The 16,021-nt window shown below is 67.2% G+C and carries 12 protein-coding genes; all 12 read right to left on the bottom strand.

Going from position 1 to position 16,021, the window contains the following annotated elements:
- Positions 1–2: 2 nt before the first annotated feature.
- Entirely contained in the window at positions 3–713 is a 711-nt protein-coding gene (locus tag HMPREF3088_RS01845) for a YggS family pyridoxal phosphate enzyme (RefSeq protein ID WP_070758018.1), read from the bottom strand.
- The gene (pgeF, locus tag HMPREF3088_RS01840) at positions 710–1,444 is read right to left on the bottom strand and encodes a peptidoglycan editing factor PgeF (protein WP_070758017.1); all 735 of its coding nucleotides are present in this window, start codon (positions 1,442–1,444) and stop codon (positions 710–712) included. The genes HMPREF3088_RS01845 and pgeF overlap by 4 nt, the downstream gene beginning before the upstream one ends.
- A 5-nt stretch (positions 1,445–1,449) precedes the next feature.
- Complete coding sequence (gene ftsZ / locus HMPREF3088_RS01835) at positions 1,450–2,715, bottom strand: cell division protein FtsZ (protein WP_070758015.1); 1,266 nt, start codon at positions 2,713–2,715, stop codon at positions 1,450–1,452.
- 243 nt (positions 2,716–2,958) lie between these two features.
- On the bottom strand, positions 2,959–3,723 hold the full coding sequence (locus HMPREF3088_RS01830) for a cell division protein FtsQ/DivIB (RefSeq protein ID WP_070758013.1): 765 nt from the start codon (positions 3,721–3,723) through the stop codon (positions 2,959–2,961).
- A 5-nt stretch (positions 3,724–3,728) separates the two neighbouring features.
- Entirely contained in the window at positions 3,729–5,192 is a 1,464-nt protein-coding gene (gene murC, locus HMPREF3088_RS01825) for a UDP-N-acetylmuramate--L-alanine ligase (RefSeq protein ID WP_070758011.1), read from the bottom strand.
- 120 nt (positions 5,193–5,312) lie between these two features.
- Positions 5,313–6,446 carry an undecaprenyldiphospho-muramoylpentapeptide beta-N-acetylglucosaminyltransferase gene (gene murG, locus HMPREF3088_RS01820; protein ID WP_070758010.1) on the bottom strand — a complete coding sequence of 378 codons (1,134 nt, stop codon included), beginning with the start codon at positions 6,444–6,446 and terminating at the stop codon, positions 5,313–5,315.
- Between the two features lie 6 nt (positions 6,447–6,452).
- A complete protein-coding gene (locus HMPREF3088_RS01815) occupies positions 6,453–8,069 on the bottom strand; it encodes a peptidoglycan glycosyltransferase FtsW (RefSeq protein ID WP_070758008.1) in 1,617 nt (538 codons plus the stop codon).
- Complete coding sequence (murD, locus tag HMPREF3088_RS01810) at positions 8,066–9,550, bottom strand: UDP-N-acetylmuramoyl-L-alanine--D-glutamate ligase (protein WP_070758006.1); 1,485 nt, start codon at positions 9,548–9,550, stop codon at positions 8,066–8,068. The genes HMPREF3088_RS01815 and murD overlap by 4 nt, the downstream gene beginning before the upstream one ends.
- A gap of 21 nt (positions 9,551–9,571) precedes the next feature.
- The gene (mraY, locus tag HMPREF3088_RS01805) at positions 9,572–10,672 is read right to left on the bottom strand and encodes a phospho-N-acetylmuramoyl-pentapeptide-transferase (protein ID WP_070758004.1); all 1,101 of its coding nucleotides are present in this window, start codon (positions 10,670–10,672) and stop codon (positions 9,572–9,574) included.
- 9 nt (positions 10,673–10,681) lie between these two features.
- Positions 10,682–12,184 carry a UDP-N-acetylmuramoyl-tripeptide--D-alanyl-D-alanine ligase gene (gene murF, locus HMPREF3088_RS01800; protein WP_070758002.1) on the bottom strand — a complete coding sequence of 501 codons (1,503 nt, stop codon included), beginning with the start codon at positions 12,182–12,184 and terminating at the stop codon, positions 10,682–10,684.
- Positions 12,185–12,201: 17 nt separating this feature from the next.
- Entirely contained in the window at positions 12,202–13,803 is a 1,602-nt protein-coding gene (locus tag HMPREF3088_RS01795; protein ID WP_070758000.1) for a UDP-N-acetylmuramoyl-L-alanyl-D-glutamate--2,6-diaminopimelate ligase, read from the bottom strand.
- Between the two features lies 1 nt (position 13,804).
- Complete coding sequence (locus tag HMPREF3088_RS01790; protein WP_070757998.1) at positions 13,805–15,700, bottom strand: peptidoglycan D,D-transpeptidase FtsI family protein; 1,896 nt, start codon at positions 15,698–15,700, stop codon at positions 13,805–13,807.
- Positions 15,701–16,021 lie beyond the last annotated feature (321 nt).

Genomic DNA, 16,021 nt, shown 5'->3' with positions numbered 1-16,021 from the left:
CGTTAACGTACTGGTCGCGGGCCCATGATGTCCGTACCGACACGCACCAACGTGGAGCCCTCGCCGATCGCGATCTCCAGGTCGTGGCTCATGCCCGCGGAGTACACCGGCGCGCCCAGAACGCGGTCGCTGATGCCGTCCAGCAGCGCGCGGCCGCGGGCGAAGACCTCGGCCGGGTCACTGCCCAAAGGAGGGACGGTCATGAGGCCGCGCAGCTCGAGGTGTTCCGATCCCGCAACCAGGTCCGCGAGCTGGTCGATCTGGTCCTCCGGGGCACCGCCGCGCTGGGGGTCACCGTCGGCGCTGAACTGCACCAGTACCGGCAGCTTCTCCGCCCGGTCGCCGCGCTTCAGCGCCAGGCCGGCGCCGCGTTCGAGGGCGTTAATGAGGCGCTCCGAGTCCGCGGTGTGGACAGCGGCGGCCCACCGAGCCACAGAGTTGGCCTTGTTGGTCTGGATCTGACCCACCATGTGGATCTCGACGCTTCCCGCCAGGTCAGCGGCCTTGCGCTTGGCTTCCTGTTCGCGGTTTTCCCCGACCGCGTGGATGCCGCCGGCGCGCAGGAGCTCGATGTCTTCTACCGGGTGAAACTTCGTGATCGGCAGGAGGTCTGCTCCCCCGGCCACGGCGATGCGCTGCCGCACGGCTCGGAGGTTCTCCGCCAGCTGCTCTGCCCGCTGGGCGCGGGCCTTATCTCCATCTGGGCTTGTCATGATGGCATCCAGATTACGCCAGCTTGGCGACCGGTGGTTCCCTCGCGGCGGTAGCTGAACAGGCTCTCGGAGGCAATGGTGCAACGCGGGTCGATGTCCACCGCGCCCACGCCGAGGCTTTCGAGCTGGCGGGCGATGCCCGCCCGGATGTCGAGCCCGGTGGTCCCCTGCTTCGTACGGGTTTTCGCCCCAGGCAGGCGGGACTCCACGTCCGCCGCCATGTCGGCCGGAACCTCGTAGTTTTCGCCGCTGGCCGCAGCCCCCATCACCGCATGGATCGCGGCGGGGTTGGCGCCAAGCTCCACCATGCGCTCCACGGCCCGGGCAACGATGCCGTTGCGGGCCCCGATCCGCCCGGCGTGGACCGCGGCGATGACGCGGGCGTCCTGATCGGCGAGCAGGAGGGGGACGCAGTCGGCAGTCAGGACGACCAGCGGGACGTCCCGCAGCGTCGTGACGAGAGCGTCGGAGGCCGGCACGGGCCCCGACCCCACCATGTCCGCGGTGACCTCCGTGACCGTCGGGGTGTGCAGCTGCTCCATGAACATGAAGCGCTCCGCGTCGAGCCCCAGGATCTCGGCGAGTCGTCCGCGGTTGGCGGCGACCGCCGCCGGGTCGTCCCCGACGTGATCTCCCAGGTTAAAGCTGCCGTAGGGAGCCTCGGAAACGCCACCGTCACGGGTGGTAAACACCATCCGGACGGGGCGCTCGGTCGGGCGTGCCGTAGCCATCGCTGTTAGAGGAAGGACGGGAGGTCGAGGTCGTCGCCCTCGTCCGGGCCGTCGGTGCGCTCGTGGCGCGGGCGAGCCGGCTCGTCAGAGGTGAACAGGCCGCCGCCGCGTGCGGGGTTCTGACCTGCGCGGCCCTCGCGGGCGGCGAAGGAGCTCTGGCGCTCCTGGCGCGGCTCGCTTGCTGGGGTCGCTGGCTGGGCCGGTGCGGCCTCCTGCAGTGGCTCAGCCTCGACGCGCGGGGCCTCGGAGTCACCGAAGATGCTGGCGCCGCGGTTCTCGGCAGCGTGGGCAGCCCCGCCGCGCTGGGCGCTGGAGGATGCCGACGGGGAATCGTCGAAGCCGGTGGCGATGACGGTGACGCGAACCTCGTCGCCGAGCTGGTCGTCGATGATGGTGCCGAAGATGATGTTGGCGTCCTCGTCGGCCATGGTCTGAACCAGGGATGCGGCCTCGGAGACCTCCATCAGGCCCAGGTCGGAGCCACCCGCGAAGGAGAGCAGCACGCCCTTGGCGCCCTGCATGGTGTTTTCCAGCAGCGGGGAGTTGATCGCGGCCTCGGTGGCCTTGACGGCGCGCTGCTCACCGCGGGAGGTGCCGATGCCCATCAGGGCGGAGCCGGCGTCGGTCATGACGGAGCGGACGTCTGCGAAGTCCACGTTGATCACGCCCGGGGTGGTGATCAGCTTGGTGATGCCCTCGACACCGGACAGCAGCACCTCGTCTGCCTTGCGGAAGGCGTCCATCATGGACAGCTGCTCGTCGGAGAGCTTCAGCAGGGAGTCGTTCGGAATGACGATGAGGGTGTCGCAAACGTCGCGGAGCTCCTCGATACCCGCCAGGGCCTGCTTGGTGCGGCGCGGCCCCTCGAAGGTGAACGGGCGGGTGACGACACCGACGGTCAGGGCGTTCTGCTTCTTCGCGATGTTTGCGACGACCGGGGCGGCACCGGTGCCGGTGCCACCGCCCTCACCGGCGGTGACGAAGACCATGTCCGCACCAGCGAGGATCTCCTCGATCTGGTCCTTGTGGTCCTCGGCGGACTTGCGGCCGACATCCGGGTTGGCGCCGGCGCCAAGACCACGGGTTTCCTCGCGGCCGATATCGAGCTTCACGTCGGCATCGGTGAGCATGAGAGCCTGCGCGTCGGTGTTGATCGCGATGAACTCCACGCCCTGCAGCTTCTCGTCGATCATGCGGTTGACGGCGTTGACTCCGCCGCCGCCGACACCAACCACCTTGATTTCTGCGAGGTGGTTTCCAGGAGTTGTCATAAAGTTTTCCGCCTTCCTTGTGCGCGAGCCTTCGGGGAAAGGTCCGCGCTAATGTGTGGAGCCTTTTCGTTGCCTTCCATCTTGACCCGTGGGGCCAAGGATTTGGCGCACATTTCGGGAGCGTGTCGTATCTTTAAAGTTCTACTTTAAGGTTCCGACCTGCGATTATCGGCACATGAGTCACACTAGTCACACGCGCTTCAGTAGCGCCGCGCCAACCCCAACGCGGCGGAAAAATCCCACTTAATCCCGGGCTGTCGGCATGGCGGGATTGGACACGTTCCACGTGGGCTGCTCGCGCTGCAGCACCACGCGCACCGCCTCGGCCTTCTCCGTCAGCTGCTCGGCTGCACCGAAGTACACGACCTTGCGAGGCTTGGCCTCCCCCTTAGGGGCGGGCAGCTCGAAGGTCATCTCGACCGCCTCAGCGTTCGGGACCGCGACCTCCACCAGTTGCTTGCGGTTCTCCGGCTGCAGCGCATTCACCGCCGCCGCACCGGCAGCCAGTGCCCGGGTGTCGCCGTCCTTGACCTTTGTAAACGGCACCGCACCCTCCGGGGCCGGCCCCTTAAGGAAGACCTTGCCGTCCCGGTCGATCAGGGATGTCTCCCCACCCTCGTCGAGCACGCCGACGGCCTCGTGTTCGGTGATTTGAATTGTCACGGTGCTCGGCCAGCTGCGCGAGACGGTTACCTTCTTCACCCACGGCGTCGGGGCGACGTTCCGGGCAACCTGCTCGGTATCCAGGCGCAGCATGTTGCTCTGCTGGCCCACCCCGCTCGCTTCGCTGACCTGCTGCACATCAGCGTTTGTGGCGCCCTGGACGTCGACGTTCTTGACGGTAAGAACCGGGAAGAAGAAGAGCACCGCCCACGCGACAACGACGGCCAGCACCGCCACAAACGCCCACCGGCGCCGCGCGTGCTTGCTTCGCCTGCGACGTTCCCGGGCCTGCGCTCCCGCGCTGCGGGGGCCGCGCCGATCGCGTGTGGTCTTATCATCCGCCATGGCTCCTACTCCCCCTGCGCTTCCCGGCCGCAGCGCAGGATCTCATCGGCGAGCATGGTGACCGTGCCAGCACCGATGGTGAGCACCACGTCCCCCGGCTTCGCGATGCCGATGACCTGCTCCGCAACAGCGGAGAAGTTTGGCTGGAAGTGCCAGTCGCAGGTCAGCTTCTCACCGATGATGCGGGAATCCACGCCCTCCACCGGCTGCTCACGCGCGCCGAAAATATCCAGCAGAACAACCTCGTCCGCCAGGGACAGGGCACGGGCGAATTCAGCGGCGAAGTTCATGGTGCGGCTGTACAGGTGGGGCTGGAATACCGCGATGATGCGTCCGGCGTCGGTCGCCTCGACCAGCTCCTTAGCGGCGGTGAGCACCGCGGTGACCTCGGTCGGGTGGTGCGCATAATCGTCGTAGACCCGCACGCCACCGGCCTCACCGTGGTACTCGAAACGGCGGCGCACCCCGTCGAAATCGGCCACCCCAGCGATGACCTTCTCCAGGTCCGCGCCCAGGAGCGCACCGCCGGTGATCGCGGCAACCCCGTTGAGCGTCATGTGTGCCCCCGGGATGGCCACGCGGATATCCTCACAGCGTTCCTCCTGGCCGGGCAGGGTGAACCGAACCTTCGCAGCCGTACCACGTGCGTCGGGGCGCATCTCCTCGATAATCGCGGCGGCCGGGATATCCGGGTGTTGGTCGACGGCCGCGCGGGTGCCGTAACCCAACACCGTGGGCGCCGAACCCGCGGCGCGAACCCGGGCTGCCAGCGCGGCAGCGCCCGGGTCGTCGAGGCAGCACACCAGGTAGCCACCCGGGGTGACCTTCGTGGCGAACTCATCAAAGATCGCCACATAGGCCTGTTCCGTGCCGTAGTAGTCGAGGTGATCCGGCTCGATGTTCGTAATCACCGCAACTTCCGGGCTATAGGAGAGGAACGAGCCATCGGATTCGTCGGCCTCGGCGATGAAGATCTCCCCGGTGCCGTGGTGGGCGTTCGTACCCGCGCGGTTCAACTGCCCGCCGATGGCAAACGAAGGATCGAGGCCGGCGGCCTGCACGCCCACCACCGCCATCGAGGTCGTGGAGGTCTTCCCGTGGGTGCCCGCCAGTAGGAACGCCCGGCGATCGGACATGAGGGCGGCGAGCACGTCGGAGCGGCGGACGACGGGGATCCCGGCCTCGCGGGCAGCGGTGAGCTCAGGATTATCCTGCGGAATCGCGGCGAAGGAGGTCACGACAACCGTCGGAAGTGCCGCGCCACCGGTGACGTTGGCGGCGTCGTGTCCGATAGCGACCTCCGCCCCGGCTGCACGCAGCGCCAGAACACTGCGGGAATCCTTCATGTCGGAGCCGGTGACGCTGTAGCCCCGGGCGAGCAGGATTCGAGCGATGCCGGACATCCCGGCCCCGCCGATGCCCACCATGTGGGTGCGGCTCAGATCAATCTGTTCAGGCTGCGTGGTCATGGGATCCTCAATCTTCGTGGGAAGGGCTATTGCCTTGAAAGGGGTGTCGTAATAATCGCACCGGGAGAGGCCACCTGCTGGTGCTGTGGCCCGGCGTCCGGTTGAAGCGGGTCTGGGCGCCTAGCGGGCTGCTGAAAGCAGAGCTCGAGCAATCTCGTCCGCCGCATCGCGGTGACCGGCGGACTCGGCTGCCGCGCTGGCCTGGGCCAGCCGCTGCTCGTCGCCGAGCAGTGCGGTGACCTCCGAGGCGACGCGCGCGCCGTCGAGCTCGGAATCGGGGACAATCACCCCGCCACCGGCGTCGACAACAGGGCGGGCGTTGAGCTCCTGCTCCCCGTTGCCGTGCGGCAGCGGGACGTAGATGCCAGGCAGGCCGACGGCGGAGACCTCGGCGACGGTCATCGCACCCGCGCGGCACAGTACGGCGTCGGCTGCGGCGAGCGCGAGATCCATGCGGTCGATATACGGCACCGCCTGGTAGCGGGGTGCGGTGTCGAATTCGGGTGCGGTGATCTCGTTCTTCTTGCCGAAGGCGTGGAGGACGCCCACGCCCGCCTCGTGGAGGGCATCGGCGGCGTCAACAACCCCGCGGTTGATGCTGGCCGCGCCCTGGGAACCACCGGTGACCAGGAGGACCGGTCCTTCGGGGTCAAGGCCAAAGAACTCGCGGGCCTCGGCGCGCAACGCTGCGCGGTCCAGGTTCAACACGGATTCCTTGACCGGGATGCCCACGATCTTCTCGTCCTTCAGGCCCGAGCCTGGCACGGCGGCCAGCGCAGTCCCACCGAGGCGAACGCCCAGCTTGTTAGACATGCCGGCACGGGCGTTGGCCTCGTGCACGAAGAACGGGATTCCCAGCGAACGGGCGGCGAGGTAGGCCGGAGCAGAGACGTAGCCACCAAAGCCGATGAGGACGTCCGCCTGGACGTCACGGAGGTGGGCCTTGGTCTCGTCGATGGCCTGCTTCAAACGCAGCGGCAGGGTGAATAGGTCCTTATTCACCTTCCGCGGGACCGGAACCGGCGGGATCATGCGCAGGTCAAAGCCGCGGTCAGGCACGATCGAGGCTTCCAATCCCTTGGGGCTACCCAGTGCGGTGATCCGGGCGTTCCGGGCCAGGCGCTTCACAGCCTCGGCGACCGCGAGCGCTGGCTCGATGTGGCCAGCGGTTCCGCCTCCTGCGACGACCACCGACGGCGCGGCATCGGTACGCCCGCCTGCTGGATGATCCTCCCGGTGTGTGCTGTCGGCCATGGGTTTCTACTTCCTCCTTGGCGAGTAGCGGTTCGCGCTACTGCGGCTTCGACGTTGCGGCAGTGGTTCCTGCCGGTGCCAGCTATTAGTGCCATCGTAATCCGGCACGCGATCGCGGTGCGGCAGCCGCTCCTGCGCGCGACGGTTCCGGTCACGTTCCCGGCGGACATCCTGCCCCGCGGTGCCCGCGGTGGACTCCCGGCGGGTCACCGGTCGGCCGTAGCGCTGAGTCGTATTGCGACGCTCGATGCGGCGCTCCTCCCCCGCCCGGTACGGCAGCGGCTCCGGCAGCAGGAACATCCGGTCGAAGAGGCTACGACCCTCGTGCTGCATCGAGGAGATCGCCTTGGGCTCGTGGCGTGCGCAATTGGCGAGGAGGCCGAGCGAGCCCAGGGTGATGACCATGGAGGTACCACCCGCGGAGATCAGTGGCAGCTGGATACCCGTCATCGGCATCAGGCCCACGACGTAGGAGATGTTGTACAACGCCTGCACGACGATGCCCAGGGTCAGGGTTGCGGCGAGCATGGACAGGAACGGGTCTGCCTGCGCCAGGGCGGTGCGGATGCCGAACCAGCCGAGGAAGGCGAAGAGCGCGACCACGATGATGGCCCCCACCCAGCCGAGCTCCTCCCCGATGATTGCGAAGATGAAGTCATTCTTCGCCTCCGGCAGGTAGTACCACTTCGCGCGAGATTGCCCCAGCCCCGTGCCGGTCAGGGAGCCGTCCGAGAGGCTCAGCAGCCCCTGATAGGACTGGTAGGACGGCCCGCTGGTGCTGCCCTCCCGGAAGTTCAGGAACAGGGTGTCCTTCCACGTCGTGATGCGGTCGCTTCGGTAGGCCTGGGCGATGGTCGCGCCAGTGGCCAGCAGCGCGATGACACCGCCGACGAGGGCGATGAGGCGAGCCGAGACACCGGAGAAGAAGAACAGCGCCATCAACACGATGCCCACGGTGAGCATCATGCCGAGGTCCTTCTGCAGCAGAACCAGAAGCACCATGGCCGTGCCCACGGCCAGGAATCGACCAAGAGCGGGGCGGAATTCGTCGGTCTGGCGCGTCTTGGAGCTGATCTCCGCCGCACCCCACACAGCCAGCGCCACCTTGGACAGCTCGGAAGGCTGAATACCGAAGGAGCCGAAGCGGATCCACGAGTGGGAACCGATTTCCGCGCCAACACCAACCCCCGGGATGAACAGTGCTACCTGCAGGAACAGTGCGAGGCCGAGCAGCCACGGGGAGATGGCCTTGATGGTGTCCGGCCGGAGCCGCAGGGCAAGCCAGGCAACCACGAGGCCGAGGACGACGTACAGGGCCTGGTTGAGGAATACGGACCACACGGAGGTATCCGGGGTGCGCGCGGTGACCATCGAGGAGGACAGCACCATCGTCAAACCAATGGCGGTGAGCATCAGGGTGATGCTCAGGATCACCTTGTAGTTCAGCTGCGGGGCATCCAGCACCGCGCTGATCTTGGCTCCCACGCCCTTGGCGGTGGAGTTCTGCCCGCCACCGCTCTGCTTCGGTCGCGTTTGATCCGCGTGGCGGCGGGGGTACTCGGTGCGGGCGGGTTGGCGCCGGGCACGATCACGGCCTGAGCCGTGGTGTGAAGTCATAGTCATTGGTTCTCGCCCTCCCGTTCGCTGGTGCAAGCCTCGGCGCCTGTGCGCTGAGCGTAGGCGGCGAAGAGTTCGCCGCGCTGTGCCATACCGGTGTACATGTCCAGAGACGCCGCCGCGGGCGCAAGGACAACACTGTCCCCTGGTGCAGCGAGGCTACGGGCGGCGGCCACCGCCTCGGCCATCGCTCCTTCCGGGTCGGTGTTCGAGACCTCCGTGACAGGCAGGTCTGGGAACTGTGCCGCCAGTTCACGAATGATCTCCGCCCGGTCACAGCCGAGGACGACCGCGCCTCGCAGCCCAGGTCCGACGGTGGCGATGAGGTCGTGAACCTCCGCGCCCTTGAGCTGGCCGCCGGCGACCCACACGATGTTCTCTAGCCCGCCGAGCGCGGCGATGGCTGCGTGCGGGTTCGTGGCCTTGGAGTTATCAATCCAGATCACCCCTTCTGCCAGGTGCACGGCTTGGCCACGGTGCGCCTGCACTTCGAAGCCGTGCAGCGCCTGCGAAATGGCTACTGGCGGCACGTCGAAGGCTCGCACGAGGGCGCAGGCCGCCACAGCATCGGCGATGCCCGCCGGCCCCGGTGGGGAAATCGCCTCCGCCGAGGCGATGGGGGTGACCTGCAGTTCACCGTTCTCGGCGGTGGCTACCTCGGTGATGACCGCCCCTGCCTCGGACTCCACCACCCCCACAACGAGCGGGAAATGTGCTTGGGCGAGCACCTCGGCAGGATCCTGCATGCTGCAGGCCACCACGTTGGGGACACCGTTGTCCGCAGCGAGCTCGCGGACGAGCTGTTCGTCCACTGCAACCACCGGGCGCGGTCCCCGAAGGGCGCGGAGCTTATCCCCGGCGTAGCCTGCCATGGAACCATGCCAATCCAGGTGATCTTCCGCGAGGTTGAGCACCACGCCGGTGTCCGGGGTGAAGCTGGGCGCCCAATGCAGCTGGAAGCTGGAGACTTCGGCGACGAGGTAGTCCGCCCGCTCGTCGGCCACCAACGCGGCCCCCGGCGGGGTGCCGATGTTGCCGACGGACACGGCGGCCAGGCCCCCTGCCTGCAGCATCGCCGTGGTCATCGCGGTGGCGGTGGTCTTACCGTTCGTGCCGGTGATCGCAATCCAGGTGCGCGAGGTCCCGAAGGCCCCGGCCTGGTCCGCGAGCCAGGCGGCCTCGATGTCACCGATCACCGGCACGCCCGCGGCCTGGGCTGCGAGCAGCAGCTCAGAGTCCGGGCGCCACCCCGGCGAAGTGATCAGCAGTGCGGGCGCGGTCTCAGCCGAAGACACCGCGGCAATAGCCTCGGCGGTGTTGAGATCCGCAGCCTGGGCGCGGTCGTCGACAACCTTGAAGCGTCCACCGATGCCCTCGAGCATGGCGACGATGCCCTTGCCCGCCACGCCGGCGCCGGCGACGAAGACCGTCTGCGAGCGCATGATGTCAACAGCGGACTGGGGGTTAAGGATCGAATCGGTGGACATGATAGGCCCTCTTTCGCGGGTTTAGAAGCTCGTGGCGGTCAGCCACTCGCCGTAGAACAGGCCGAAGCCGGTCATCGCGGCCAGGGCTGCGAGCAGCCAGAAGCGGACGACGACGGTGGTCTCGGCCCAACCGCCGTTCTCAAAGTGGTGGTGGATCGGTGCCATGCGGAACACGCGCTTACCGGTCGTCTTGAAGTAGGTCACCTGGATGACCACGGAGACGGTCTCCAGAACGAAGATCGCGCCCACGATGATCATCAGCAGCTCGGTGTGGGAGGTAATCGACAGGCCGGCGACAAGACCGCCCAGGGCCAGCGAACCGGTGTCCCCCATGAAGATTTTCGCCGGGGCGGCGTTCCACCACAGGAAGCCAAGGCAGGCGCCCAAGCCGGCGGAGGCGAGCATCGCCAAGTCCAGCGGATCGCGCACGAAGTAGCACCCAGCCGCCGCCCCATCGGCGCAGGAGTTGCGGAACTGCCAGAAGGTGATGAGCACATACGCCCCCATCACGATGGCCGTCACGCCGGACGCCAGCCCGTCCAGGCCGTCCGTGAGGTTCACGGCATTCGACCAGGCGGAGATGACGATGTTGATGAAGATCAGGAACAGGATCATGCCGATGACGGCGCCGCCCACGGCGATGTTGAACGTCGGCATCTCCCGGACGAAGGAGAGGTACGTGGATCCCGGGGTGATGTCATTGGAGTCCGGGAACTGCAGAATCAGCACGCCGAAGGCGATGGCGATCGCCAGCTGGCAGATGAGCTTCGCCCGGGCGTTGAGCCCCAGGTTCCGCCCCTTGACCAGCTTGATGTAGTCATCGGCGAAGCCCACCCCGCCCAGGGCGAGGGTCAGGCCCAGCACCAGCCAGCCGGACACGCCGGGGCCGGAGCCGGTAAAGATCAGCCCGACCAGCACCGCGACAATATAGCCAAGGGTGATGCCCACGAGGATGGCGATGCCACCCATCGTGGGAGTGCCGCGCTTCTTCAGGTGGGACTTCGGCCCCTCCTCGCGGATCTCCTGTCCCAGGCCTTCGTCCGAGAACTTCCGGATGAGAACCGGGGTGAAAAGTACAGCCGCGAGGAACGCCACGGCGCCCGCGATGAAGATCTGCATCATGGGTTTTCCTTATGCTCCTTCGTCCGCCAAAAGCCCTTCGGCGACCGCCCAGAGACCATCAGAGTATGACGCCTTCACGAGCACAACATCCTTGGGTTTGACATGTTGATCCACAAAATTCACTGCCGCGTCGACATCCTCGACGCTGCGGGTATCCACACCGTGCTCCCGCGCCGCATCGGCGATGGCACGCTGATTGACCCCGGTGCCAACGATCACGGCGTGATCGATGCCCCGGGTGCCGAGGAACTTGCCTAGCTCGGTGTGCTCCTCGGCGGATTCCTCACCCAGCTCGCCCATCTGCCCCAGCACAGCCCAGCTACTGGCCTCCGGACGACCACCGGCCGTGTAGGCCAGGGCGTCGATGCCAGCGCGCATGGACTCCGGGTTGGCGTTGTAGGAATCGTTGATAATAGTCGCACCATCGCGCCGGGTTCGCACATCCATGCGGTTGGCGCTGGCGGCGACGTGGTTGCCCAGCACTCGGGCCGCCGACGCCGGCAGCATGCCGGATTCGATCGCAACCGCAGCGGCGGCGAGCGCGTTGGAGACCTGGTGGGCACCGAACACGCCCAGGCGGATGTCCACCGGCTCACCGTACGGGTGGTGCAGGCGGAAGGACGCCCGGGCGACCTCGTCCAGGCGGATGTCGCTGGCCCAGTAGTCGGCCCGCTCCCCCGTCTTGGAACGCTCGTCAAGCGCGAAGGTGACGACCCGCGCGCGGGTGCGGTGCCGCATGGCGATCACCGCGTCGTCGTCTGCGTTGAGGATCGCGATCCCGCCATCCTCTGCGGCAGGGAGTGCTTCGACGAGCTCTCCCTTGGCCTGTGCGATCGCCTCCCGGGAGCCGAACTCGCCGAGGTGTGCGCTGCCAACGTTCAGCTCGACGCCGATCTTCGGCGGGGTGACCGTGGTCAGGTGGGCAATGTGGCCCACACCGCGGGCGGACATCTCGGAGACCAGGAACTTCGTGTCTCGGTCCGCGCGCAGCGCGGTGTAGGGCAGGCCGATTTCGTTGTTGAAGCTGCCCGGCGGGGCGACGGTCTCTCCCAGGTCACCCAGCAGCGCGCCGATCAGATCCTTCGTGGAGGTCTTCCCGGCCGAGCCGGTCACACCAACGACGACCATGCCCTCTTCGTCGGCAAGGACGTCGGTGTTGTGGCGCGCGAGCTTATCGACGGCGGCGAGCACCGCCGCCCCGTAGCCCTCCTCATCTGCGCCGAAGACCGCGGAATTATCGGTGCCCTCAGCCCGCTCGCTGGCCGGCGCCAGCAGCGCCGGGTAACCAACGGGCCGGCCCACGATGGCCAACGCCGCGCCCTGCTCACCCGCGGCGGCCACGTAGTCGTGCCCGTCCACGGTGGCCCCGGGCAGCGCCATGAAGATGCTCCCCGGCGCTACCTTGCGCGAGTCGAACTCCACGGGCCCCGCCACGATAGTCTCCGCGGCGGCGCCGTCAATCAATTCGCCACCCGTGATGGCGGCAATTTCACCTGCTGAAAGCTCAATCATTGCTTCGTCGCCTCTCGTTAGTCGCGGATCTTCGTGTGTGCCTGCTGGTCAACGCCCGCCCGCTGCTCAAGCGCAGCGGCGAGCTCCTCGAGGTCGGAGAATGGGTGGATTTCCCCGCGGACCTCTTGGCCGGTCTCGTGTCCCTTGCCGGCCACCACGATCGCATCGCCTGGGCGAGCCCATGCGACCGCCGCGCGGATGGCGTCCGCGCGACCCGGGACGTCGTCATAAAAAACCTTCTCGCCGTTCGCCTCGCGGGCCTCGGCTGCCTTGCGCACCCCGTCCAGGATCATCGACCGAATCGGGGCGGGTTCTTCATCGCGCGGGTTGTCGTCGGTAACGAAGACGGCATCGGCGACCTTCGCGGCCTCCTCGCCCATCATGGGGCGCTTGTCGTGGTCACGGTTACCGCCGGCTCCCAGCACAATGCCGATGCGCCCCGTCGGGGACGGCAGGTAGTCGCTCAGGGTCCGGACGACGGCGGCGACGGCACCCGGCTTGTGGGCGTAGTCCACCACCGCGAGGAAGGGCTGCCCGGCGTCCACGGCCTGCATGCGGCCCGGCACCTGCACATCCGCGATGGCCGTTGCTGCGGCTTGCGGATCCTCCCCCAGCTGCGTCACGCAGCTGATCGCCAGCAGGCTGTTGGCCACGTTGAAAGAGCCGACCAGGCCGATGTCGTAGCTGAATACCTCGCCCTCGGTGGCCACGGTAATCTCCTGGCGGCCGGCCGGGGTGACGTGCACGTCGGTGACCTGCCAAACCGCGCCGGACTGCTTCGTGGTGCCCACGGTGAGGGCCTGGTGTCCGGAGTCTGCAATCATGCCGGCGAGGCGCTGGCCCCAGTCGTCGTCGACGCAGACCACGGCGGCAGGCAGCTCCGCGCCCTCGGCCTGAGCCTGGAGGAACAGCTGGGCCTTCGTCTCGAAGTAGTCCTCCATCGTCGGGTGGAAATCCAGGTGGTCCTGGCTCAAGTTGGTGAAGCCGGCGACGTCGAAATCGATGCCGGTCACCCGCCCCAGCGCGAGCGCATGCGAGCTGACCTCCATGACCACGTGGGTGACCCCGCGGTCGCGCATCTGCGCCAACAGGGCCTGCATGGTCGGCGCCTCGGGGGTGGTGAGCTTCGTGGGGATCTGCTCGCCATTGATCCGGGTGCCGGTGGTACCGATGATGCCGACGCTGTGCTTGGCCATCAGGGCGCGCTCGATGAGGTACGTCGTGGTGGTCTTACCCGAGGTTCCGGTGATGCCGATGATGCGCAGGTCGCGGCTCGGATGGCCGTAGACGGCCGCGGCGACCGGCCCCATCCAGCGCCGGACGTCGTCGACGACCAGCAGCGGGAGGTCCGCATCGGCGAGGATCTCCGCGCCCTCGGCGTCCGTGAGGACGGCAGCGGCCCCACTGTCGGCTGCGAAGGTCGCGCCGTGGACGCGGCTACCTGGAACGGCACAGAACAGGCCGCCGGGCTGGACGTCTGCGGAACCGATGGCGGCGGAGTCGACGGTGACGTCCTGATGGGTATCGGCGACCGTGCCGCCGGTCAGTGCCGCGAGTGCGCGGAGGGTTACCCCGCTGGTGTTGCGGTCGGAATTGTCAGTGGCCTGGTGGGTTGCCATGTTATCGAGCCTCCAGCATGAGCCGTGGTGCCTTCGGGGAAGGCGGAACGTTGTAGTGATCCATCAACCAGGATGCAATGTTGTGGAAGGTCGGCGCAGCCGAGCCCCCGCCGCCACCGCCTTCCTCGGTGCCGCGCTGCGGGTTGTCCAGCATGATCGCGACGACGAAACGGGGGTTATCCGCCGGGGCGATGCCGCCGAAGGTGATCCAGTAGTTGGAGTTTGAATACGCGCCGGTGTCCGGATCAATCTGCTGGGCAGTGCCGGTCTTGCCGGCGATCTGGTAGCCCTCGACTGCGGCCGCGGCACCGGTGCCGTTTTGCACACCGTTCGGGTCATCCTGGGTGACGGACTGGAACATCGCGCGGACGGTCTTCGCCGTCTCTGCGGACACGGCGCGCGTCTCGCCCTGGACCGGCTGCGGGACGTCCTCCCCGTCCGAGTTGGTGATGGACTTGATCAGGCGCGGCTGGACGCGGACGCCGTCGTTGGCGATCGTCTGGTAGATGCTGGCCATCTGCAGCAGGTTCATGGACATACCCTGCCCGATGGGGAGGTTGGCGAAGGTGCCGCCCGACCACTGAGAGAGCTCCGGCATGTAGCCCGCGGCCTCGTGTGGCATCCCCACGTCTGCAGCCTGGCCCACACCGAACTTCCGGAAGTATTCGTACATCTTCTCCTGACCGACGCGCTCGGCGAGCATCAGGGTGCCGACGTTGGAGGACTTCCCGAACACGCCGGTGGTGGTGTACGGGGCCACGCCGTGCTCCCACGCGTCGCGGACGGTGACGCCGGCCATTTCAATTGAGCCGGGCACCTTCAGCACCTCGTCCGGGGTGGTCTTCTTCTCCTCGATGGCGGCCGCGGCCGTCATGATCTTGGCGATGGAGCCCGGCTCGAAGGTTTCCGCGGTATTGCGGTCGCCGAAGGCCTTGTTGGCCCGCAGCTGCTTCTGCAGGTCACCGTTGGGATCGATCGTGTCGGAGCTGGCCATCGCGATGACCTCGGCGGACTTGGCGTCCAGCACGACGGCGGAAGCGGACTCGGCCTTGGAGTTATCCTTCGCCTGCTGCACCTGCTGCTGGATGAAGGCCTGCGCGTCGAGATCGAGGGTGAGCTCGAAGTTATCGCCGTTGACCGGCGGGTGTTCGTCGCGGGCGGAGCCTGGGATAGTGAGGCCGCCAGCGATGTCCAGGGTCTTGGAGCCGTTAACACCCTGCAGTCGGCTGTCCTGGGAGAGCTCCAGGCCGAATTGGCCCTGGTTATCGGCGCTGATCTTGCCGATGATGTTCTGGGCCACCGCACCGTTGGGGTACTGGCGGATGTCCTGGCGTTCCGCGGTGATCTCCGGGAACTTTTCGGTGACCTTCTGTGCCACGTCTGGGGCGACGTTGCGGACGAGGACGGTGTAGGTGACCTTCTCGTCGGTGAGTTTCTTGCGGAGGTCTTCCTTTTTCACCCGGCCTTCGGATGCCGGGATCATGTCTGGCAGTTCTTCGACGATCTGCTCGATGCGCTCGTCGGCTGGCGGGACCTCATCCGGGTTCGCCTTGTGCCGTTCGTCCATGTAGCCGCGCAGCTTATTCGGCAGCACCGACAGCGACTTGGCTTCCATCGTGTAGGCGAGGTTGCGGCCCTCGCGGTCGACGATGGCGCCGCGGTGGGCTGGTTCAGCAATGACGGCTGTGCGCTGCGCAGCGGCGTGTTCCGCGAGCGTTGGGCCCGCGATGAGCTGGACCCAGGTCAGGCGCAGGATGAGCGCGAGGACGACGATAACGATGGCAAACAGGGAGAGCCGCAGGCGCTTGTTATAGCGCTGCGGGCTGTTGTCGAGGAGCAGCAGCGCTCGCGTATTCCGCGAGCCGTCTGCCGGCCGACGGTTCCACTGCTGAGCCAACGGTGTGTGTCCTCCTCGATCTTTGTCTTCGCAGTTGCAAGATCGGCATGGTTCTTGGGTTGGAGACGCAGATCTTCACTGGCCGGGACGCGGCGGTGTCCCGGAAGTTTTAGCGCTTAGAATCTTAGGCGCTGTGCGGCCAGTTACGGTCGCGGCGCGGCGGGCGGAGCCGGATTCGCTTCGGCGGGTGCCGCCGGTGCGGGCTGTGCTGCTGGTGGCGCCGGCGGTGCCGGCTGCTCGCCGTTGGCCGGGGCCGGGGCCGGAGCTGGTGCGAGGGCTGGGGCGCCGTGGCCCTGGTTGGCATATGGCAGGTCCCCGGAG

The organism is Corynebacterium sp. HMSC22B11 (assembly GCF_001815965.1).
GTDB lineage: Bacteria > Actinomycetota > Actinomycetes > Mycobacteriales > Mycobacteriaceae > Corynebacterium.
The sequence above is the reverse complement of the archived record's forward strand: the minus strand, read 5'-3'. Positions and strand labels throughout refer to the sequence as shown.

What these genes read in the sequence shown, in the direction of transcription:
- HMPREF3088_RS01845 (WP_070758018.1), bottom strand. Translation starts at nt 713, where the DNA reads ATGACAAGCCCAGATGGAGATAAGGCCCGCGCCCAGCGGGCAGAGCAG.
- HMPREF3088_RS01795 (WP_070758000.1), bottom strand. Translation starts at nt 13,803, where the DNA reads ATGGCAACCCACCAGGCCACTGACAATTCCGACCGCAACACCAGCGGG.
- murG (WP_070758010.1), bottom strand. Translation starts at nt 6,446, where the DNA reads ATGGCCGACAGCACACACCGGGAGGATCATCCAGCAGGCGGGCGTACC.
- murD (WP_070758006.1), bottom strand. Translation starts at nt 9,550, where the DNA reads ATGTCCACCGATTCGATCCTTAACCCCCAGTCCGCTGTTGACATCATG.
- murC (WP_070758011.1), bottom strand. Translation starts at nt 5,192, where the DNA reads ATGACCACGCAGCCTGAACAGATTGATCTGAGCCGCACCCACATGGTG.
- ftsZ (WP_070758015.1), bottom strand. Translation starts at nt 2,715, where the DNA reads ATGACAACTCCTGGAAACCACCTCGCAGAAATCAAGGTGGTTGGTGTC.
- mraY (WP_070758004.1), bottom strand. Translation starts at nt 10,672, where the DNA reads ATGATGCAGATCTTCATCGCGGGCGCCGTGGCGTTCCTCGCGGCTGTA.
- HMPREF3088_RS01815 (WP_070758008.1), bottom strand. Translation starts at nt 8,069, where the DNA reads ATGACTATGACTTCACACCACGGCTCAGGCCGTGATCGTGCCCGGCGC.
- pgeF (WP_070758017.1), bottom strand. Translation starts at nt 1,444, where the DNA reads ATGGCTACGGCACGCCCGACCGAGCGCCCCGTCCGGATGGTGTTTACC.
- HMPREF3088_RS01830 (WP_070758013.1), bottom strand. Translation starts at nt 3,723, where the DNA reads ATGGCGGATGATAAGACCACACGCGATCGGCGCGGCCCCCGCAGCGCG.
- murF (WP_070758002.1), bottom strand. Translation starts at nt 12,184, where the DNA reads ATGATTGAGCTTTCAGCAGGTGAAATTGCCGCCATCACGGGTGGCGAA.